The 20,709-nt window shown below is 51.3% G+C and carries 15 protein-coding genes; all 15 read right to left on the bottom strand.

The features are described from left to right. Nucleotides 1-105: 105 nt before the first annotated feature. The 15 genes from A9587_RS04625 to sdhC all read right to left on the bottom strand — a co-directional run bounded on the left by A9587_RS04625 (nt 106) and on the right by sdhC (nt 20,358). Complete coding sequence (locus A9587_RS04625) at nt 106-1,011, bottom strand: LysR family transcriptional regulator (RefSeq protein ID WP_001214252.1); 906 nt, start codon at nt 1,009-1,011, stop codon at nt 106-108. Nucleotides 1,012-1,277: 266 nt separating this feature from the next. Beyond that, nucleotides 1,278-2,948, bottom strand: a complete 1,671-nt coding sequence (locus A9587_RS04630; protein WP_123057488.1) for an HAL/PAL/TAL family ammonia-lyase — start codon at nt 2,946-2,948, stop codon at nt 1,278-1,280. A gap of 34 nt (nt 2,949-2,982) precedes the next feature. Continuing rightward, nucleotides 2,983-3,948: a formimidoylglutamase gene (gene hutG / locus A9587_RS04635; RefSeq protein ID WP_000814581.1), complete on the bottom strand. Its 966-nt coding sequence runs from the start codon at nt 3,946-3,948 to the stop codon at nt 2,983-2,985. Continuing rightward, nucleotides 3,948-5,159 carry an imidazolonepropionase gene (gene hutI / locus A9587_RS04640; RefSeq protein ID WP_001516000.1) on the bottom strand — a complete coding sequence of 404 codons (1,212 nt, stop codon included), beginning with the start codon at nt 5,157-5,159 and terminating at the stop codon, nt 3,948-3,950. Before hutI ends, hutG begins: the two co-directional genes overlap by 1 nt. Beyond that, nucleotides 5,156-5,737: a HutD/Ves family protein gene (locus tag A9587_RS04645; protein ID WP_236942424.1), complete on the bottom strand. Its 582-nt coding sequence runs from the start codon at nt 5,735-5,737 to the stop codon at nt 5,156-5,158. Before A9587_RS04645 ends, hutI begins: the two co-directional genes overlap by 4 nt. Before the next feature lie 10 nt (nt 5,738-5,747). Further along, on the bottom strand, nt 5,748-7,157 hold the full coding sequence (locus A9587_RS04650; protein WP_105263745.1) for a cytosine permease: 1,410 nt from the start codon (nt 7,155-7,157) through the stop codon (nt 5,748-5,750). Nucleotides 7,158-7,321: 164 nt separating this feature from the next. Beyond that, nucleotides 7,322-9,019 (bottom strand): urocanate hydratase, encoded by a 1,698-nt coding sequence (gene hutU, locus A9587_RS04655; RefSeq protein ID WP_001515997.1) that lies wholly within the window; start codon nt 9,017-9,019, stop codon nt 7,322-7,324. 781 nt (nt 9,020-9,800) lie between these two features. Beyond that, nucleotides 9,801-10,670: a succinate--CoA ligase subunit alpha gene (sucD, locus tag A9587_RS04665; RefSeq protein WP_001515996.1), complete on the bottom strand. Its 870-nt coding sequence runs from the start codon at nt 10,668-10,670 to the stop codon at nt 9,801-9,803. Further along, the gene (sucC, locus tag A9587_RS04670) at nt 10,670-11,836 is read right to left on the bottom strand and encodes an ADP-forming succinate--CoA ligase subunit beta (protein WP_001048605.1); all 1,167 of its coding nucleotides are present in this window, start codon (nt 11,834-11,836) and stop codon (nt 10,670-10,672) included. The genes sucD and sucC overlap by 1 nt, the downstream gene beginning before the upstream one ends. Before the next feature lie 856 nt (nt 11,837-12,692). Continuing rightward, entirely contained in the window at nt 12,693-13,910 is a 1,218-nt protein-coding gene (odhB, locus tag A9587_RS04680) for a 2-oxoglutarate dehydrogenase complex dihydrolipoyllysine-residue succinyltransferase (RefSeq protein WP_000099819.1), read from the bottom strand. Nucleotides 13,911-13,924: 14 nt separating this feature from the next. After that, a complete protein-coding gene (sucA, locus tag A9587_RS04685) occupies nt 13,925-16,726 on the bottom strand; it encodes a 2-oxoglutarate dehydrogenase E1 component (RefSeq protein WP_001181470.1) in 2,802 nt (933 codons plus the stop codon). Between the two features lie 388 nt (nt 16,727-17,114). After that, the gene (sdhB, locus tag A9587_RS04690) at nt 17,115-17,831 is read right to left on the bottom strand and encodes a succinate dehydrogenase iron-sulfur subunit SdhB (RefSeq protein ID WP_001235258.1); all 717 of its coding nucleotides are present in this window, start codon (nt 17,829-17,831) and stop codon (nt 17,115-17,117) included. A gap of 15 nt (nt 17,832-17,846) precedes the next feature. After that, on the bottom strand, nt 17,847-19,613 hold the full coding sequence (gene sdhA, locus A9587_RS04695) for a succinate dehydrogenase flavoprotein subunit (RefSeq protein WP_105263744.1): 1,767 nt from the start codon (nt 19,611-19,613) through the stop codon (nt 17,847-17,849). Next, nucleotides 19,613-19,960, bottom strand: a complete 348-nt coding sequence (gene sdhD, locus A9587_RS04700) for a succinate dehydrogenase membrane anchor subunit (RefSeq protein WP_000254367.1) — start codon at nt 19,958-19,960, stop codon at nt 19,613-19,615. Before sdhD ends, sdhA begins: the two co-directional genes overlap by 1 nt. After that, nucleotides 19,954-20,358, bottom strand: coding sequence for a succinate dehydrogenase cytochrome b556 subunit (sdhC, locus tag A9587_RS04705; RefSeq protein WP_000263344.1), 405 nt, complete (start codon nt 20,356-20,358; stop codon nt 19,954-19,956). Before sdhC ends, sdhD begins: the two co-directional genes overlap by 7 nt. Nucleotides 20,359-20,709: the final 351 nt, after the last annotated feature.

A 20,709-nucleotide genomic window follows, 5' to 3' on the forward strand; every position in this document is an offset into this window, starting at 1 on the left:
TTCTGGATACTGAAGAGGTGAACGCCTCACTGCAAAATTGCCCCATCAGGCACAACCAGGTCTCGACGGTTAATATCTGCGCCTGGCATTTCGCCAGGCGTAGGTTTACATCTCCTCCGGCACCACCGATTTTGCCAGCAACCACTCACGAAAGAGCTGCAAGTGCGGATATTCAGCCTTCTCTTCCCGCCACGTCATAATGAAGCGATTACCGGTAAGAATGGGCACATCGCACGGGATCACCATATCACCACTATCTAAATCGTGTTGGATAGCGAACCGCGGCAGCAATGCCACGCCGAGATTAGAGCGCACGGCGGCAATCAGCATCGAAAGCAAATCGAAACGCGGCCCATTATTGACCAGCGGACTGCTAACGCCCGATAGCGCAAACCACTCTTCCCAGCCAGTAATACGGGTGCTCTGATGCAGAAGAGGTAGCTCACTAAGTAGTTCTGCAACGGACAGCTTTTGATCGGGCAGTGAAAGCAAACTGCCGCTGCATACTGGCAGAATCTCTTCCTCAAAGAGATATTCTACCTTCGACCAGGGGGCGCAAAAATTTTCGCGCATAATGACAGCATCGTATTCCCGATTAAGAAAATCCCCGTTATTGGCTAATGAGTGGATATTGACAATAATATCGGGATACAATTTATTGAACTCACGTAAATTGGGGATCAACCAGTGCGTGCTGAAGGTAGGATTGACAGCAAGCTCAATAACCTGAACCGTGGGTTGCCAGGTCATGATTGTATTTGTGTCACGTTCCAGTTTATTCAATGTTTCTTTAACAATTCCCAGATAATATTTACCGGCATCATTAAGGAATATTCTTTTTTTAGAATGCGCAAATAATGATATATGTAAAAACTCTTCCAGTGCGCTAACTTGTCTGAATACTGCACTTTGGGTTAACGCCAACTCCTCTGCTGCTCTGGTATAACTTTCATGACGTGCGACTACCTCAAAAGTCACCAGCAATTCCGTTTTGGGTATTTTTCCTCTCATAATGCCGTCCCTTAAAAATAGTTTAAACTATCAAAAATACATTACTTATTACTAAGTAATGGTAACCAAAGCAGCAATAAATAATTTATAAGTATCATGATTGATATTTATAACCCAGCACGTTCGGCATGGCAATTACCTTAATGAGGCAATAATAATCCGAAAAGCAAAACGCCCTTCGGATTATTATAATCAATATTAAGAAAAACTATTAAACTGATAATTATCATATCTATGGATATTATGATAAACAACCAACACCGATTTTATTTTTGATTTATCGCATATCCTTCTAAGAATTTTTGCGATGCTGCAATATCCGGAGTAAAGATGCGATCCTGCTCGACAAATGGCACGACTTTTCTGTAGGCGGTAAACATCGCTTTTGTTGATTTACCTAATGCCAGTTGTGGATCGGCTTGCAACCGCAAATCGATTGCCTGCGCGGAATGCATCAATTCAATGCCATAAATAATGTTCAAATTATCAACCACCTGTTTCAGTCTTCTGGCTGCATGGTCGTTATTGGCACCGGTATCTTCAATGCCTCCGGCAACCGGTTGAATATCGAAAGAAACAGGATTGGCGAGATCAACATTTTCTGCATGCAGCGCGACAAAAGGAATATGCAGCGAACCAAAGCCGTGACCTTTATTACCGGGTGCCGACAGGAAGCGCGTTAAACCCGTAAAGTGATCATCTTCCAGGTGCAGCGAGCGACGCATACTGTTATGCGAAACATGCACTAACGCCACGGTCAAACGCTGGGTGGCAAGCGCAACAGGTAACGATTCGAAGTTTGCCGTCGGGAAAATCCCGCCGCTGATTGCGCCATCTTTAACAAAATATTGCGCGACCTGGCTGGAATCCTGGTACGCCTTATCAGCATTCAGCACAGTTGCCGGGTTATCGTCAGAACTGTTGATCTGCACGGTAATGATATCTTCTGCGTCATGTAGCGCACGTACCGACTCAGAAAGGGTATACACCGTTGTTCTGAACGATAACGGATCCTGCAATGCACGTTTGTCATCCTTATGCCATAAATAAGAACCGATTAACGCATCGCGGATCTCTTTCGCGGAATCAGCCAACTGCGGGAAAGGACGCACGCCGATCGACTGCGGCAGTACCGGCGCGACGTTACCATTCAACGCTTCCAGACTCATAGCGAAAACCACCGGGCTGACATTCAGCAACTGGCGTGCCGACCGTACCGCTTCAATCGCATACGCCGTGCCAACGCTGTTGTTCGACAAAATCGCCAGCATATCTTTACCCTGCGGCACCAGTGGTTTAAGCCCCACTTTCGCCAGCGCATCGCCACCACTCATTTCCACGCCATTAACCCGCGCTTTCCATTCCCCCATCATCACCAGGCCAACGTGTGATGCGAGCATAATATCTGCTGCGCCAATGCTTCCACGCGCCGGAATTAAAGGTGTAACGCCGCGATTAATAAATTCAACATACAGTTCGGCAATATAAGGCTGCGCTCCGGTTTGCCCATGCAGCATGGTATTTAAACGTAATACCATTGAGAGACGAGCAAGATAATCCGGCAACATTGAGCCGACGCCTGCAGAATGGGCGCGCAGCGCGGCAGCATTAAATTTTTTCGACGCGTCAATCACCTCTGGCGTTAAATTTCCTTTGGCATCAAATATGGGCTGATCTTTATTTAGCCCCACGCCCACGGTTAAACCGTAAACGGGTGTTCCAGAATGCGCGGCGGTCATCACCAAATCATAACTTTTTTCCATGCGCTCCATGGCTTTCGGCGCGATTTTGACGCCGTTATCCCCTAATGCAATTGACCATGCCTGGTCAATAGAGAGATGTTCGCCATCCAGCGTAATGGTTGATTTTGCCATCGCGATGGAGCAAACGCTCCAGAGCACAACGGTGACAGTGACTCTTCGTATCAATCCTTTCATTGTGTTTCCTTATCATGATGAGTTTAACAACGGGTTACTGCGACAACGTCTTAATTTGTCTTATCTTTTTCCCCCGCCGAACAATGCTGGTCACCAGGCGAGCGGCAACTTTCGCAGTCAAATTATCGCGATCCAGTTCCGGGTTAAGTTCGGCAATATCCGCAGCAATCAACTTCTCGCTACCGGCGATTAAATTCACAATGGCTTCAGTAATATTTAACGGCACGCCTAACGGTGATGGCGCAGAAACGCCGGGAGCCTGATACCCCGGTAGGACATCGAGACAAATCGTTAAATAAATAGCGTCACACGCCTGAATATCTGCCGAGAGCGCATTAATAACCTCATGCAAATCGCTTTCAAATTGCAGAGATTCGTCCAGCCAATAACGCACGCCGAGGCTATCAGCGCGATCAAATAACGCCTGAGTATTGGCAAAACGGCTTATTCCCAGCACGCGATAACTAAATGGTTTGCCATGCTGCGTGTTCCACTCCTGCATCTGGCGAAATGGCGTACCTGAATTGGCCTTTTCAGCCATCCGTAAATCAAAATGCGCGTCAAGGTTGATAATCAGCAGTCGCTGGATATCAGGGCGCGACTGCATAATCCCCTGAAATGTTCCCCACGCCACTTCATGACCACCGCCCAGAACCAGCGGAAAACTGTTACGCGCAATGACCGTGGCAACGTTTGTCGCCAGACAGTTTTGTGCGGATTCCAGCGCCTGTTCCTCACTTTGCACATCGCCCATATCAAAAATAGCGTCTTCATTGAGCACCGGCATATTGCCCAATATGCTGCGTAATGCACCCGGCCCACCTGCTGCGCCCGTTCGCCCACCGTTACGTTGTACGCCGTCATCAACGGCAAAACCTATCAGCGTACAGCCTCCAAGGCTTTGTTCACTAAACGGTTGCACATGCTGATGCCAGCGAGTGCTGACGCCGGTTTCCTGCGAGTCAACACGCCCACTCCACGGCAAAAATGTTTGCTTCATTACCAACTCCTTTTTCCACCGACAATCAGCCCCTGACAAGGCTGGTGCCCAAACCAATAGGCCAGTTCACGTGGATGATTTAGATCCCAGACCGCCATATCCGCCCGTAACCCCGGCGCAAGTTCCCCCCGATCAATAAGTCCAAGTGCCTTTGCCGCATTACGCGTAACGCCCTGAACGGCTTCCAGCGGTGTCATGCGGAACAGCGTACAGGCCATATTGATCATCAATGGCAATGACATATTGGGAGACGTTCCGGGGTTATGGTCCGTGGAGATGGCAATTGGCACGCCCGCTGCCCGCAAAGCGGCAATCGGCGGTAGATGGGTTTCGCGCAGGAAGTAATAGGCCCCGGGGAGCAGAACCGCCACCGTTCCGGCCGCTTTCATGGCAACGATCCCCGATTCGCTAAGGTATTCCAGATGATCGCAGGACAGCGCAGAAAACGCCGCCGCCAGCGCCGCACCTTGCTGGTCAGAAAGCTGTTCGGCATGGAGTTTTACCGGCACTCCATAGTGTTGCGCTTTACTGAAAACGCGCCGTACCTGGTCTGGGCTAAAGGCGATGTTTTCACAAAAAGCATCAACTGCATCAATCAGCCCCTGTCCATGCAGGACGCCCATCCAGTCGCAAAGTGCTGTAATGTAATCATCACTGCGTCCGGCAAACTCTGGCGGTAAACTGTGCGCCCCAAGAAAAGTAGACTGAATACGTAACCCGGTAGATTCCTGTAAGCGGCGAATGACGCGCAAACAGCGCGCTTCATCTTCCAGCGTCAAGCCATAACCGGATTTTATTTCCAGCGTGCTGACGCCTTCACGCAACCAGTTTTGTAGTCGCTGCGCCGCCAGTTCAAACAGTTGCGTTTCGCTGGCAGCCCGCGTGGCATTGACGGTAGATAAGATCCCGCCGCCCGCTCTCGCAATATCTTCATAAGCCACACCTTGCAGCCGCATCTCAAACTCATTCGCCCGCTGGCCGCCATACACCAGATGCGTATGGCAATCCACCAGACCGGGTGTCAGCAACTTACCCTGCAGGTCGTGTTCCTCTGTAATGTCAGCCGTCAGTTCGCGAGGGATCTGCGTGGCCTTGCCAAGCCAAACAATAGTGTCGCCACGGCTGATTAATGCACCATTTTCAATCACTCCCCAATCGTTAGCGGAAAGTGTCGCCAGCGTGGTATTTCGCCAGAGCGTTAATGCACTCATAAGGATTTTTCCCCTCGTAGATAATAAAGCCACCAGCCTGCCAGCTCACCGACAGAGACTTTTTTCCGTGGTTCGAAACGCCAGGGCTTGCCATCAGGCTGAGCCAGCCATAACAGCGTATTCGTAGCTACAAACGTCCTCTTCTCGCCGCTTATCCACTCCCCTTCACACAACGTGAACAGCCCCGCTTGCGCGAGTGACGGAGGGAGCCAGTCAACAGCACTTTGCACCCGCAACATCCCCACATCAGCTTCCCGCGCCATGACATTGAGATCGCGAACAGTCCCGCCCAGCAACTGGCAATCCGGCATCGCTTCACCTGGGAAAATTAAGGCGGGATCGTGACGTTGCAGGTTGATGATCGAATCGACAAACGTCAGTTTCACCCCTTCCCCATCGAGGATCGCGAGACCACGTACCACGCCTGGCCACGCCGAAAAAGGACCGTCCTGACTGACATTCGCCATACTGATGCGCAACAACCAGTTTTCATCATCAGGCCAGGCAAGCAGTTGTCGGGTAAAACCTCCGCCGTTACGCCACGATTGCAGAGGCTTATCCAGTGCAGATATCAGCATCACATCCATATTACGACTCGGGATAAATAGTCTGGGCAGGGACACTGGTGGTGCGTTTCGCCCACGGGTAATAGATAACGGCAGTCATTAACAAACCGATAATCCAGGAAATATCCGCCCCGTCCATCAGTACAGAAATGGGCCCCTGATACAGTTTTTGATTCAGGAAGGGGATCTGCACCAGCACACCAATTCCGTAGCAAACCAACGCGGTTTTGTTATACGCGCCATAGCGTCCCTCCGGTGTATAAAGTGCCGGAATATCGGTTTTACCTTGTGAGATGAAGTAGTAGTCGATGAGATTGATAGCGCTCCACGGCACAAATACCGTCAACAGCAGCAGAACGAAGTTTTTGAAATTATTCAAAAAGTCTGCGCTTGCCGCCAGCGCGACGACCATCGACAACAGCACGAAACCTACAACGTAGGCAGCGCGAACACGCTGTGAAACCTGACTGCGATTATTAAAGGCACTGACGGTCGCCAGAATCGACATAAAGCCGCCGTAGGCATTCAAACAGTTAACCGTCAGTTTGCCGCAAACAATCACCGTATAAATCAGAATGGCAAACGTTGGCCCGGCTAACTCGCCCATAAAACCGACCTGATCTTTCAGGAAGTTAGCACCGCAAGCAGCAACAAGAACGCCAAAGGTCATGGCACATTGCGCGCCGAGCGTGGTTCCCAAAAAGGTGGCAAAGAAGATAGATTTTGCAGGGGTATCAGCCGGTAAATAGCGGGAATAATCAGAGGCGTATGGTGCAAACGTTAGTTGCCATCCTGCAGAGAGGGCTATCGTTAATAAAAATATAGAAAAACTAAAAGGTTTTTGACCAAATGCCGCCGCCACGTCGTAGTGACCACTAAGTTGGGTGGCGAGATAAATAAAACCCAGAATACTTAATACACCGGCAACACGGCCCACTACGTGAATAAGTTTATAACCCACCAGCGCAATGGTGGCAGTCAGCATACCGAATATAATAATTCCGGTAGAAGCTGACTCAAAACCAAATATCCGGTTAATCGCCTGACCGGATAATACCGTACCCGTCGCGGCAAATCCGAGATACATAATAATCACCATCAGTAACGGTAGCGCCGCCCCTTTGACGCCAAAGCGGATACGACTGGAGATCATCTGTGGTAATCCCAGCTTTGCGCCCTGTGACGAGTGCAACGCCATAACCGCACCACCAATAATATTACCGATTAATAAACCGATTATTGCTGACATGGCTTCAGAACCAAAAATAATAGCTAACGCACCGTCCACCACGGCGGTAATCTGTAAGTTAGCACTTAGCCACAAAGTAAACTGGCTGGAGGGCGCGCCATGGCGAGCGGACTCAGGAACGGCGTTAATAGTATTTGATTCTAAAACCGGTTTTTTACTGCGGATAGGGCTGCTTGATTCCATGAAAAAGTCTCCTGCAAAATGAGAGGTCATTTTTTGAAACAGCAAAAGAGGGTCGAGAGATATTTCTTTCGACGATGTAATGAATATTTTTTGATAATTATTGTTATACAGGCGGATTACTTTCCGCCTGTATTAGCGCAAATATTAAATAACAGCGTTAATATTTAGCGAATCATCGGCAATTTCAGACCATAATTTTTGGCACATTCAATAGCGGCTTCATAACCGGCATCAGCGTGACGCATAACGCCTGACGCACAGTCATTAACCAGCACACGCGCCAGGCGTTTTTCAGCTTCTTCGCTACCATCAGCAACAATGACCATCCCGGCGTGCTGGGAATATCCCATCCCAACGCCGCCGCCATGATGCAGAGACACCCACGTTGCCCCGCCCGCCGTGTTGAGCAGACCATTGAGCAACGGCCAGTCAGATACCGCGTCACTGCCATCGAGCATACTTTCGGTTTCGCGGTTCGGGCTGGCGACAGAGCCGGTATCAAGATGATCGCGACCAATCACAATCGGCGCTTTTAATTCACCGTTGCGTACCATTTCATTGAATGCCAGCCCCGCCAGGTGACGCTCGCCAAGCCCCAGCCAGCAAATTCGTGAAGGCAAGCCCTGGAAAGCAATACGCTCGCGCGCCATATCCAGCCAGCGGTGCGTCAGCACGTTATTGGGGAACAGCTCTTTAATTTTGGCATCAGTCTTATAGATATCTTCCGGGTCACCAGACAGCGCTACCCAACGGAACGGGCCTTTGCCTTCACAGAACATTGGGCGAATATAAGCAGGGACAAAGCCCGGGAAATCAAAGGCATTTTGCAGACCTTCATTGAAGGCTACCTGACGGATATTGTTGCCATAGTCGACAACCGGAATACCCATCGCCTGGAAGTCCAGCATCCCCTGAACATGCGCCACACAACTTTGTGCGGCGTCTTTTTGCAGCCTGGCGTGTTGTTGCGGATCTTGTTGTGCCGCACGCCATTGTTCTACGCTCCACCCCATCGGCAAATAGCCGTTAATCAGATCGTGGGCAGACGTCTGGTCAGTGACCAGATCCGGTTTGATCGCCCCCTGACGTGCACGTTTCACCAGTTCAGGAACAATTTCTGCCGCATTGCCCAGTAGCGCGATAGAAACGGCGTCTTTGCGCTCGGTGTGGTATTTAATCAGCGCCAGTGCATCATCGAGATCTTTCGCCTGTTTATCGACATAACGGGTACGCAGACGGAAGTCGATGCTACTTTGCTGACACTCAATATTTAATGAACATGCCCCTGCCAGAGTCGCCGCCAGCGGTTGTGCTCCACCCATGCCACCCAGCCCCGCAGTCAGGATCCACTTTCCGCTTAGCGAATTGTTGTAGTGCTGACGCCCCGCCTCAACAAAGGTTTCAAACGTTCCCTGCACAATGCCCTGGCTACCAATGTAGATCCACGAACCGGCGGTCATCTGTCCATACATGAACAGACCTTTGCGATCGAGTTCGTTGAAGTGATCCCAGTTGGCCCATTGCGGCACCAGGTTAGAGTTGGCGATCAACACACGTGGCGCGTCAGTATGGGTTTTAAATACACCAACGGGTTTACCGGACTGAACCAGCAGCGACTCATCGGGTTCCAGATTTTTCAGGGATTCCAGAATCTGGTCGAAACACTCCCAGTTACGTGCCGCGCGGCCAATACCGCCGTACACCACCAGATGTTGCGGATTTTCAGCCACGTCTGGATCAAGGTTGTTCTGCAACATCCGATAGGCAGCTTCGATCTGCCAGTTTTTGCAATGCAGTTGAGTACCTTGTGGCGCATGGATGACGCGGCTGGTATCAATACGAGGATCTGAAGGCTTACTCATGAATCTTCTCCTGTTACTGGATAAAATTAAATGCTGTAATCGCCCAGAAAGATGAGCGAATGAATACAGAAACGGCTTATATAATTCCTGTTTATAATTTCGTATTATTAATTCATTTAGTGAATTTAATTTCTATAGCATATTCACCGTGAATATAAATTCAAAAAAATTGCCAACGCTTTGTATGCGAATTCAATATGCTTAATTTAACTTTTGGAAAAAGTGATATTGTTGGCAAAATATTTTCTCATTTGAACATATGAATATGATGAGATTGCAAGATGTCTGTAATTTAATTATTCGTAAAAACGTATTCACGACAGCTAATCATTAACGTAATAGCCGAAAAACCAGCGTTGTATCAAGAGCATAATACATTGACATATAGCGAAATTTAAAAAACTATTAATTTTCAAGCATAAGAGTATGTCTTGTTATCATTAATACATATTCTATTTTTATCATCCTTAAAATAACAAACCCTAACTGAAAAAACTGGCAAACATATAAAATTAAAAAATATGAACCCTGGAGAATATAATTTTTCATTTTCAACAAAATGGCATCAAGAAGAAGCGGTGGTCGCTTATAAGCGATATTGATTCACTTATCGAAGCCCCGCAGGAGACAGGATTGATTCAACCAGCAGTCAGATTTCGACCGTGGTTAACGTTTAAGGCATAAAAAAGGCCATCATAAGATGGCCAACCATGTCGAAACCGACAGCCCTTCGCCATTCCTGTAGAGGGACGCGGCGAGGGCTATTTCTTATTACAGATATTTATTTCAGAACAGTTTTCAGTGCTTCACCGATGTCAGCCAGGCTGCGAACGGTTTTCACGCCTGCGGCTTCCAGGGCAGCAAATTTCTCATCCGCAGTCCCTTTACCACCGGAAATGATTGCACCTGCGTGACCCATACGTTTGCCTTTCGGCGCAGTCACACCGGCAATGTAACCCACAACTGGCTTGGTGACGTGCTCTTTGATGTACGCAGCCGCTTCTTCTTCGGCGCTACCGCCGATCTCACCGATCATCACGATCGCTTCGGTCTGCGGATCTTTTTCGAACATTTCGAGAATGTCGATAAAGTTAGAGCCAGGGATCGGATCGCCGCCGATACCGACACAGGTAGACTGACCGAAACCGTAATCCGTGGTCTGTTTAACTGCTTCATAAGTCAGCGTACCGGAACGGGAAACGATACCCACTTTACCAGGGCGATGGATGTGGCCCGGCTGGATACCGATTTTACACTCACCCGGAGTGATTACACCCGGGCAGTTCGGGCCAATCATGCGCACGCCCGCTTCGTCCAGTTTCACTTTCACGGTCAGCATATCCAGCGTCGGGATGCCCTCAGTGATGGTGATGATAAGCTTAATGCCTGCGTCGATGGCTTCCAGAATGGAGTCTTTGCAGAACGGTGCTGGTACGTAGATAACAGAAGCAGTGGCACCAGTGGCAGCTACTGCTTCACGCACGGTGTTGAACACCGGCAGGCCAAGGTGGGTGGTGCCGCCTTTACCTGGAGTTACGCCGCCCACCATTTTAGTGCCGTATGCAATGGCCTGTTCAGAGTGGAAAGTCCCCTGGCTACCGGTAAAGCCCTGGCAGATAACCTTGGTGTTTTTATCAATTAAAATGGACATTATTTCCCCTCCACTGCGGCAACAACCTGCTGAGCTGCATCCGTCAGACCTTTTGCTGCAATAATATTCAGGCCGCTGTCAGCCAGTTTCTTCGCGCCGAGTTCGGCGTTGTTACCTTCCAGACGTACGACAACCGGGACGTTAACACCCACTTCTGCTACCGCGCCGATGATACCGTCAGCAATCAGGTCGCAACGAACGATACCGCCAAAGATGTTAACCAGAACGGCTTTTACTTTTTCGTCAGAGAGGATGATTTTGAATGCTTCGGTCACGCGTTCTTTGGTTGCACCACCGCCAACATCGAGGAAGTTAGCCGGTTCACCGCCGTGCAGTTTAACGATGTCCATCGTGCCCATCGCCAGGCCTGCGCCGTTAACCATACAACCGATGTTGCCGTCCAGCGCTACGTAGTTCAGTTCCCACTGTGCAGCCTGCGCTTCACGCGGATCTTCCTGCGACTGGTCGCGCATTTCGCGCAGATCAGGCTGGCGGAACAGTGCGTTACCATCAGCGCCCAGTTTGCCGTCGAGGCAGATAAGATCGCCCTGTTTGGTGATAACCAACGGGTTGATTTCGATCAGCGCCAAATCCCGTTCCAGGAAAATGGTCGCCAGGCCCATGAAAATTTTGGTGAACTGTTGAACCAGTTTACCTTCCAGACCCAGTTTGAACGCCAGCTCGCGTCCCTGATACGGCATCGGGCCGGTCAGCGGATCAAGCGCAACTTTATGGATCAGGTGCGGGGTTTCTTCCGCCACTTTTTCGATTTCCACGCCACCTTCAGTGGAGGCCATAAAGACCACGCGGCGGGAGCTACGGTCAACAACGGCACCAAGATACAGCTCTTTCGCGATATCGGTCGCCGCTTCAACCAGAATCTGGTTAACCGGTTGTCCATTGGCGTCTGTTTGATACGTTACCAGACGCTTGCCCAGCCAGTTTTCTGCAAAAGCACGGATGTCTTCTTTGCTGTTTACCACTTTCACACCGCCCGCTTTACCGCGGCCACCAGCGTGAACCTGACATTTCACTACCCACGGACCGGCACCGATTTTTGAAGCGGCTTCTTCTGCTTCGCGCGGAGTAGTACAGGCATAACCCACCGGTGCTGGTAAGCCATAGCGGGCAAAAAGTTGTTTTGCCTGATATTCATGTAAGTTCATGTATTCTGTCCATCCTTTAGTAATCGTTATCTTTTAAACCGTAGACCGAATGTGACGTATCGCTTCCGGGTATTGTCGGATGCGGCGATAACGCCTTATCCGACCTACATCAGAGTCACCCATAGGCCTGATAAAACGCGTTAAGCGTCGCATCAGGCATCGCTTGTCGGATGCGGCGCGAGCGCCTTATCCGACCTACATCAGAGTCACCCATAGGCCTGATAAGACGCGTTAAGCGTCGCATCAGGCATCGCTTGTCGGATGCGGCGCGAGCGCCTTATCCGACCTACATCGGAGTCACCCGTAGGCCTGATAAGACGCGTCAGCGTCGCATCAGGCATCGCTTGTCGGATGCGGCGCGAGCGCCTTATCCGACCTACATCGGAGTCACCCGTAGGCCTGATAAGACGCGTTAAGTGTCACATCAGGCATCGCTTGTCGGATGCGGCGCGAGCGCCTTATCCGACCTACATCGGAGTCACCCGTAGGCCTGATAAGACGCGTCAGCGTCGCATCAGGCATCGCTTGTCGGATGCGGCGCGAGCGCCTTATCCGACCTACATCGGAGTCACCCGTAGGCCTGATAAGACGCGTTAAGCGTCGCATCAGGCATCGCTTGTCGGATGCGGCGCGAGCGCCTTATCCGACCTGCATCAGAGTCACCCGTAGGCCTGATAAGACGCGTTAAGCGTCACATCAGGCATCGCTTGTCGGATGCGGCGCGAGCGCCTTATCCGACCTGCATCGGAGTCACCCGTAGGCCTGATAAGACGCGTTAAGCGTCGCATCAGGCATCATTCATCGGATGCGGCGATAACGCCTTATCCAGTCTACAGTGCAGGTGAGGCTTAAACTACTACACGTCCAGCAGCAGACGCGTCGGATCTTCCAGCAACTCTTTGATTGTCACCAGGAAACCCACGGATTCGCGACCATCGATCAGGCGGTGATCGTAGGACAGCGCCAGGTACATCATCGGCAGGATCTCAACCTGACCATTCACCGCCATCGGACGATCTTTAATAGCGTGCATGCCCAGAATTGCGCTCTGCGGCGGGTTGATGATAGGCGTAGACATCAGGGAACCGAACACACCACCGTTGGTGATGGTAAAGTTACCACCGGTCAGATCTTCAACTGTCAGCTTGCCGTCACGGCCTTTCACAGCCAGCTCTTTGATTTTCTTCTCAATGTCAGCCATGCCGAGGGTATCGACATCACGCAGAACCGGCGTTACCAGACCGCGCGGCGTAGAAACTGCCATGCTAACGTCGAAATAGTTGTGGTAAACCACATCATCGCCATCAATAGATGCGTTCACTTCCGGGTAACGTTTCAGCGCTTCAACAACCGCTTTCACATAGAAGGACATAAAGCCCAGACGGATGCCGTGGCGTTTTTCAAACGCTTCACCGTACTGCTTACGCAGATCCATAATCGGCTTCATGTTGACTTCGTTGAACGTGGTCAGCATAGCGGTGGAGTTTTTCGCTTCCAACAGACGCTCTGCCACGCGCTTACGCAGACGAGTCATCGGTACACGTTTTTCGCTACGAGCAGCCAGTGCTGGTTGAGCCGCCGGAGCAGTTGCTGCCGGAGTTGCATCTTTCGCCGGGGCTTTCGCCAGATGTTTTTCCACATCTTCACGGGTCAGACGACCGCCAACACCGGTGCCTTTAATAGCGCTGGCATCGAGGTTGTGTTCAGCCAGCAGGCGACGGATCGCCGGGCTTAACGCGTCGTTGTTTTGCTCTTCCAGAGACGCCTGCTGACGTTGCGCAGGCGTGGACGCTTTCTCTTCAGATTTAGCGCTGGTTTCTTTACCCGCGCTATTGCCTTCACGCAGGCGGCCGAGGATCTGACGAGACGTTACGGTTGTACCTTCATCTTCCAGAACCGCATCCAGAATGCCGTCTGCTGATGCCGGTACTTCCAGTACCACTTTGTCAGTTTCGATTTCCACCAGCACTTCATCACGTACGACTGCGTCGCCGGGTTTTTTATGCCAGGTTGCGACGGTGGCATCAGCTACGGATTCAGGCAGGTCAGGGACCAGAATATCTACGCTACTCATTTTGTATCCTTTATTTATTCGACGTTCAGCGCGTCATTAACCAGATCTTGTTGCTGTTTCTGGTGAACGGACATATATCCTACCGCCGGAGAGGCGGAGGCCGGGCGGCCTGCATAACGCAGAGAAGCCCCAAACGGAATCACTTCACGGAAATGATGCTGGCTGCAGTACCATGCGCCCTGGTTGAGCGGCTCTTCCTGGCACCAGACAAAATCCTTGACGTGAGCAAACTGCTGCAACACTTCCTGCATCGCTTTATGCGGGAACGGGTAGAGTTGCTCGATACGCACGATGGCGACATCTTGTTGATTGTTCTTACGGCGTTGTTCAAGCAGGTCGTAATAAACCTTACCAGAACACATCACTACGCGCTTCACGCCCTTCGGATCAAGCTCGTCGATTTCACCGATGGCTGGCAGGAAGGTGCCGTTCGCCAGTTCTTCGAGGCTGGAAACCGCCAGCGGATGACGCAGCAGCGATTTCGGTGACATGACCACCAGCGGACGACGCATCCCGCGCAGCGCCTGGCGACGCAGCATGTGGTAAACCTGTGCCGGAGTAGACGGTACGCAAACCTGCATGTTTTGCTCGGCGCAAAGTTGCAGATAACGTTCCAGACGCGCGGAGGAGTGCTCCGGCCCCTGCCCTTCGTAACCGTGCGGCAGCAGCATCACCAGACCACACATACGGCCCCATTTCTGTTCGCCGGAGGAGATGAACTGGTCAATAACGACCTGGGCACCGTTGGCAAAGTCACCGAACTGTGCTTCCCAGATGGTCAACGTCCGCGGTTCTGCGGTGGCATAACCGTATTCAAATGCCAGCACTGCTTCTTCAGACAGTACGGAGTCCCAGACGCGGAACGCGCCCTGACCGTTATGAATATGTTGCAGCGGCGTATAAGTGGAGCCGTTGGACTGGTTGTGAATCACTGCGTGACGGTGGAAGAAGGTTCCGCGACCGGAGTCTTCACCAGACAGACGAACCGGAATACCTTCATCAACCAGCGTGGCGTAAGCAAGGTTTTCCGCGCCGCCCCAGTCAAACAGTTTTTCACCGGCCGCCATCGCCTGGCGATCACCATAAATCTTGGCAACGCGAGACTGCATCTCAATGGCTTCTGGCACCGTGCTGATACGTTTTGCCAGTTCCTGCAAACGTTTCATCTCAACCTTGTTCGGGTATTCTTCATCCCATTCGTGGTTGAGATACGGCGACCAGGTGAAAGAGTGCATGTTCATCGGACGCCACTCAGCCACTACGCAATCGCCCGCATCCAGCGCATCGCGGTACAGGTTAACCATCTCGGTGGCATCTTCCAGCGTCGCCACTTTTTCCTGCTCCAGCTTGTCCGCGTAGATTTTGCGCGGCGTCGGATGTTTTTTGATTTTCTGATACATCAGCGGCTGGGTTGCACTCGGCTCGTCGGCTTCGTTGTGGCCGTGACGGCGGTAGCATACCAGGTCGATGAAAACATCACGTTTGAAGGTGTTACGGAAATCGAGCGCCAGACGGGTAACAAAGGCAACCGCTTCCGGATCATCCGCATTAACGTGGAAAATCGGTGCCTGTACCATCTTACCAATATCAGTACAGTACGGTGTAGAACGGGCATCCAGCGGGTTAGAGGTAGTGAAGCCCACCTGGTTGTTGATAACGATACGCACCGTACCGCCAACTTCATAACCACGCGCTTTTGACATGTTCAGGGTTTCCTGAACTACGCCCTGTCCGGTCACTGCGGCATCACCGTGGATGGTGATTGGCAGCACTTTGTTGCTGCTCGGCTCATCAAGTCTGTCCAGACGGGCACGAACAGAACCGATAACCACCGGGCTTACAATCTCAAGGTGAGACGGGTTAAACGCCAGCGCCAGGTGTACCAGGCCGCCATCGGTCTGGAAGTCAGACGAGAAGCCCATGTGGTATTTCACGTCGCCCGTGCCGAGGTGTTCTTTATGTTTACCGGCAAACTCGTCGAACAAGTCTTGCGGTTTTTTACCCAGCACGTTCACCAGCACGTTCAGACGACCACGGTGCGCCATCCCGAGAACCACTTCGCGGGTGCCGCTGTTGCCAGCGTGGCGGATCATCTCTTTAAGCATCGGGATTAACGCGTCACCGCCTTCCAGCGAGAAGCGTTTTGCGCCAGGGAATTTTGCACCGAGGTAACGTTCAAGGCCTTCAGCGGCGGTCAGTTCGCTTAAGAAGCGTTTTTTCTCTTCGCTATTGAACGTCGCGCGACCAGACTCGATACGCTGTTGGATCCAGCGTTTTTCTTCGGTACTGGTAATGTGCATGTACTCGGCACCAATCGGGCCGCAGTAGGTTTGCTTGAGAGCTTCCAGCAGCTCGCCGAGTTTCATGGTTTCTTTGCCGCTGGCAAATGAACCGACGTTGAAGGTCTCCTGGAAGTCTGCTTCGGTCAGATCGTGGAAAGACGGATCCAGATCGGCCACTTTATCTTGCTGCCACAGTCCCAGCGGATCGAGATTCGCATGCTGGTGACCACGGAAGCGGTATGCGTTAATGAGCTGCAGGACTTTAACCTGCTTCACATTGGTGTCAGGGTCGGAGATCGTTGAAGAGTAACGTGAAGCATCTTTCGCCAGGCGGCGGAAATATTCACGCGTTTGAGAGTGGAATTGATCCGGTTTGACTCCCGTACCAGGTAACTGCTGGAACGTCGAACGCCAGTTAGCGTCAACCGAGTCAGGATCGGTTAAGAAGTCTTCATAGAGCTGTTCTATCCAGCTCTGGTTTGCGCCAGAGAGGTAAGAAGAGTCCAACCAGGCTTTCAAAGCGCTGTTCTGCATCGTGATCCCTTAAGCATCTTTTTTATGCTTACTTAATACTCTAAATAGTTCACGTTTCAGGAAGTTGGTCAGCTTGTGAATCCCCGGGAGCTTACACTCAGTAAGTGACCGGGGTAAGCAAGCGCAACCAACGCACATGCAACGTGAAATATGACGAGTATTTTCGCCGTGGATACTACCACGCACAATGATGTGCGTGCCGGGGTTCACTTGTTGCGGACTTGTCGTATTTTCTGCGTCCGCTAAGGAACCTTTAAAAACTGTCTTAGTGTCAGGGGCAGTTTTTAAAGATTTCCTGCATTTCTTTTGTAGGCCGGATAAGGCGTTCACGCCGCATCCGGCTCTGGTTGCCTGATGCGACGCTTGCGCATCTTATCAGGCCTGAGGTTTACGCATTGCGTTGCAACAACATCGACTTGATATGGCCGATGGCGCGCGTCGGGTTCAGCCCTTTTGGACAGACACTGACGCAGTTCATGATGCTGTGACAGCGGAATACACTGAATGCATCGCTCAAACCGTCAAGGCGGCTGTCAGTCTCGGTATCACGGCTATCGATAAGGAAACGATACGCCGCTAACAAGCCTGCCGGACCGATAAACTTATCGGGGTTCCACCAGAAAGACGGACAAGAGGTTGAACAACATGCGCAGAGAATACATTCATACAGCCCGTCGAGTTTTTCACGTTGCTCTGGCATTTGTAAATGCTCACGAGCTGGTAGATTTTGTCCATTATTCAACAAGTAAGGCTTAATTTTCTCATATTGGGCATAGAATTGTCCCATGTCTACCACCAAATCGCGGATCACCGGTAAACCAGGCAGCGGGCGAATCACAATCTTCTTGCCCGGCTGGTTGAGTGCCGAAATTGGGGTTATACAAGCCAGACCATTTTTGCCGTTCATGTTCAGACCGTCAGAACCGCACACCCCTTCACGGCAGGAGCGGCGGAACGACAGGCTGGGATCTTTCTCTTTGAGCTGAATAAGCGCATCCAGCAGCATCATGTCGCGACCTTCTTCCGCTTCCAGGGTGTAATCCTGCATACGCGGAGCATCATCAACATCCGGGTTATAGCGATAAATTGAAAACTCGAGTCTCATTTTCCTGTCTCCGCATTAGTAAGTACGAATCTTCGGCGGGAATGCCGGGCGCAGTTTCGGTTCCATGTTGACGCTACGTCGCGTCATGGATTCCGACTCTGGCAGATACAGGGAGTGGCACAGCCAGTTTTCATCATCACGATCCGGGAAGTCGAAGCGGCTATGCGCGCCACGGCTTTCGGTACGGAAATTAGCAGAAACAGCCGTTGCATAAGCCGTTTCCATCAGGTTATCCAGTTCCAGGCACTCAACGCGCTGAGTGTTGAACTCACTGGAGGTGTCATCCAGACGAGCATTTTTCAGCCGCTCGCGGATCACTTTCAACTGCTCAAGGCCTTTCGCCATCGCATCACCTTCCCGGAATACCGAGAAGTTATGCTGCATACATTCTTGCAGTGCTTTGCGAATCGCCACCGGATCTTCACCGTTACGGTTGTTGTTCCAGCGATTCATGCGTTCCAGAGAGGCTTCAACATCAGACTCGCTGGCATCGCGCAGTGCACCCTGTTCACTGATAGATTCTTGCAGATGCAGACCCGCCGCTCGTCCAAATACCACCAGATCCAGCAGAGAGTTACCGCCAAGACGGTTAGCACCGTGTACCGATACACAGGCAATTTCGCCCACCGCAAACAGCCCTGGAATCACCACATCTTCGCCTTTCTCGTTCACGGTCAGCGCCTGACCAGTCACTTTGGTCGGAATACCGCCCATCATGTAGTGGCAGGTTGGGATAACCGGAATCGGTTCTTTCACCGGATCGACGTGAGCAAAGGTTCGGGAGAGTTCAAGGATACCCGGCAGACGGGATTCAAGAACTTCTTTACCCAGATGGTCAAGTTTCAGTTTTGCGTGTGGCCCCCACGGACCATCACAGCCGCGACCTTCACGAATTTCGATCATGATGGAACGCGCCACCACATCACGCCCCGCCAGGTCTTTGGCGTTCGGTGCATAACGCTCCATAAAGCGTTCGCCATGTTTGTTCAGCAGATAACCGCCTTCACCACGACAACCTTCAGTCACCAGCACACCCGCACCCGCAATGCCGGTCGGGTGGAACTGCCACATTTCCATATCCTGCACTGGTACGCCAGCACGGATAGCCATGCCAACGCCGTCGCCGGTATTAATGTGGGCGTTAGTGGTGGACTGATAAATACGCCCAGCCCCGCCAGTCGCCAGCACCGTTGCGCGGGCTTTGAAGTAAACCACTTCACCGGTTTCGATGCACAGTGCGGTACAACCAACCACCGCGCCATCCTGATTTTTCACCAGATCCAGCGCATACCATTCGGAGAAAATCGTGGTGTGATTTTTCAGGTTCTGTTGGTAAAGCGTGTGCAACAGTGCATGACCGGTACGGTCAGCCGCCGCCGCAGTACGTGCCGCCTGCTCACCGCCGAAGTTTTTCGACTGGCCGCCAAATGGACGCTGATAAATACGACCATCATCAAGGCGCGAGAACGGCAGGCCCATATGTTCCAGTTCCAGAATCGCTTCCGGCCCGGTTTTACACATATATTCAATCGCGTCCTGGTCACCGATATAGTCCGACCCTTTGACGGTGTCGTACATATGCCATTCCCAGCTATCTTCATGGGTATTACCCAGCGCAACGGTAATGCCGCCTTGCGCAGAAACAGTATGGGAACGGGTCGGGAAGACTTTGGAAAGCAGCGCACAGGTCTGGCCGCTCTGGGAAATTTGCAGCGCCGCGCGCATACCTGCGCCACCGGCACCAATCACAACTGCATCAAATTCTCTGACTGGCAATTTCATCACACACCCCACACCACAACGAATCCATAAATCACGTAAACCACCAGCGCAACAACAATTACCAGTTGCAGCATCAGACGCAAGGCCAGCGGTTTAACGTAGTCGGTCAACACCTGCCACATGCCGATCCAGGCATGAATCAAGATGGAAAACAGCGCCAGCAGGGTAAACACTTTGGTGAACGCAGAGGCAAAGAAACCGATCCAGACTTCATATGTCAGCTCGCTACTGGTAGCGAAAAAACCAACCATATAAATGATGTAGAGCGTCAGGACGATAGCGGTGGCGCGAACGAGGATGAAATCATGTACGCCATTGCGTCCTAATGCGGAGGCGTTGCTTACCATACGAGGACTCCTGCGAGAAGTGAAAGCACGACAGTGATAACAAAGGAGATTTTGGCGGAGCGTTTACCCGCTTCGAATGTTTCTTCCAGATAGCCAAAATCCATCATCATGTGGCGAATACCTACGACGACGTGATATGCCAGAGCGGTAAGGATGCCCCACATGATAAATTTGACGAAGAAGCTGCCCATAATGGCGGAAGCTTGTTCGAAACCTTCGGGGGAAGAGAGACTGGAACCCAGAAGCCACAGCAGGATGCCCACTGCAACAAACGTGATCACACCGGAAACGCGATGAAGAATGGACGCTATCGCCGTGATGGGGAACCGGATGGTCTGTAGGTCCAGATTAACAGGTCTTTGTTTTTTCACATTTCTTATCATGAATAACGCCCACATGCTGTTCTTATTATTCCCTGGGGACTACGGGTACAGAGGATAACTTTCTGTTACCTGGAGACGTCGGGATTTCCTTCCTCCGGTCTGCTTGCGGGTCAGACAGCGTCCTTTCTATAACTGCGCGTCATGCAAAACACTGCTTCCAGATGCGAAAACGACACGTTACAACGCTGGGTGGCTCGGGATTGCAGGGTGTTCCGGAGACCTGGCGGCAGTATAGGCCGTTCACAAAATCATTACAATTAACCTACATATGGTTTGTCTGGTTTTATCCAGAACAGTGATCTGAGTCACGATAAAAACATTTATTTAATTTTTAACCATCTAGTTTGACAATCATTCAACAAAGTT

Origin of the sequence: Escherichia sp. MOD1-EC6162, assembly GCF_002965125.1 — a bacterium.
Lineage (GTDB): Bacteria > Pseudomonadota > Gammaproteobacteria > Enterobacterales > Enterobacteriaceae > Escherichia > Escherichia marmotae.

Excerpts from the sequence above, each read along its gene's own strand:
- A9587_RS04625 (WP_001214252.1), bottom strand. The coding sequence starts at position 1,011 with ATGAGAGGAAAAATACCCAAAACGGAATTGCTGGTGACTTTTGAGGTA.
- A9587_RS04630 (WP_123057488.1), bottom strand. The coding sequence starts at position 2,948 with ATGAAAGGATTGATACGAAGAGTCACTGTCACCGTTGTGCTCTGGAGC.
- hutG (WP_000814581.1), bottom strand. The coding sequence starts at position 3,948 with ATGAAGCAAACATTTTTGCCGTGGAGTGGGCGTGTTGACTCGCAGGAA.
- hutI (WP_001516000.1), bottom strand. The coding sequence starts at position 5,159 with ATGAGTGCATTAACGCTCTGGCGAAATACCACGCTGGCGACACTTTCC.
- A9587_RS04645 (WP_236942424.1), bottom strand. The coding sequence starts at position 5,737 with ATGCTGATATCTGCACTGGATAAGCCTCTGCAATCGTGGCGTAACGGC.
- A9587_RS04650 (WP_105263745.1), bottom strand. The coding sequence starts at position 7,157 with ATGGAATCAAGCAGCCCTATCCGCAGTAAAAAACCGGTTTTAGAATCA.
- hutU (WP_001515997.1), bottom strand. The coding sequence starts at position 9,019 with ATGAGTAAGCCTTCAGATCCTCGTATTGATACCAGCCGCGTCATCCAT.
- sucD (WP_001515996.1), bottom strand. The coding sequence starts at position 10,670 with ATGTCCATTTTAATTGATAAAAACACCAAGGTTATCTGCCAGGGCTTT.
- sucC (WP_001048605.1), bottom strand. The coding sequence starts at position 11,836 with ATGAACTTACATGAATATCAGGCAAAACAACTTTTTGCCCGCTATGGC.
- odhB (WP_000099819.1), bottom strand. The coding sequence starts at position 13,910 with ATGAGTAGCGTAGATATTCTGGTCCCTGACCTGCCTGAATCCGTAGCT.
- sucA (WP_001181470.1), bottom strand. The coding sequence starts at position 16,726 with ATGCAGAACAGCGCTTTGAAAGCCTGGTTGGACTCTTCTTACCTCTCT.
- sdhB (WP_001235258.1), bottom strand. The coding sequence starts at position 17,831 with ATGAGACTCGAGTTTTCAATTTATCGCTATAACCCGGATGTTGATGAT.
- sdhA (WP_105263744.1), bottom strand. The coding sequence starts at position 19,613 with ATGAAATTGCCAGTCAGAGAATTTGATGCAGTTGTGATTGGTGCCGGT.
- sdhD (WP_000254367.1), bottom strand. The coding sequence starts at position 19,960 with ATGGTAAGCAACGCCTCCGCATTAGGACGCAATGGCGTACATGATTTC.
- sdhC (WP_000263344.1), bottom strand. The coding sequence starts at position 20,358 with ATGTGGGCGTTATTCATGATAAGAAATGTGAAAAAACAAAGACCTGTT.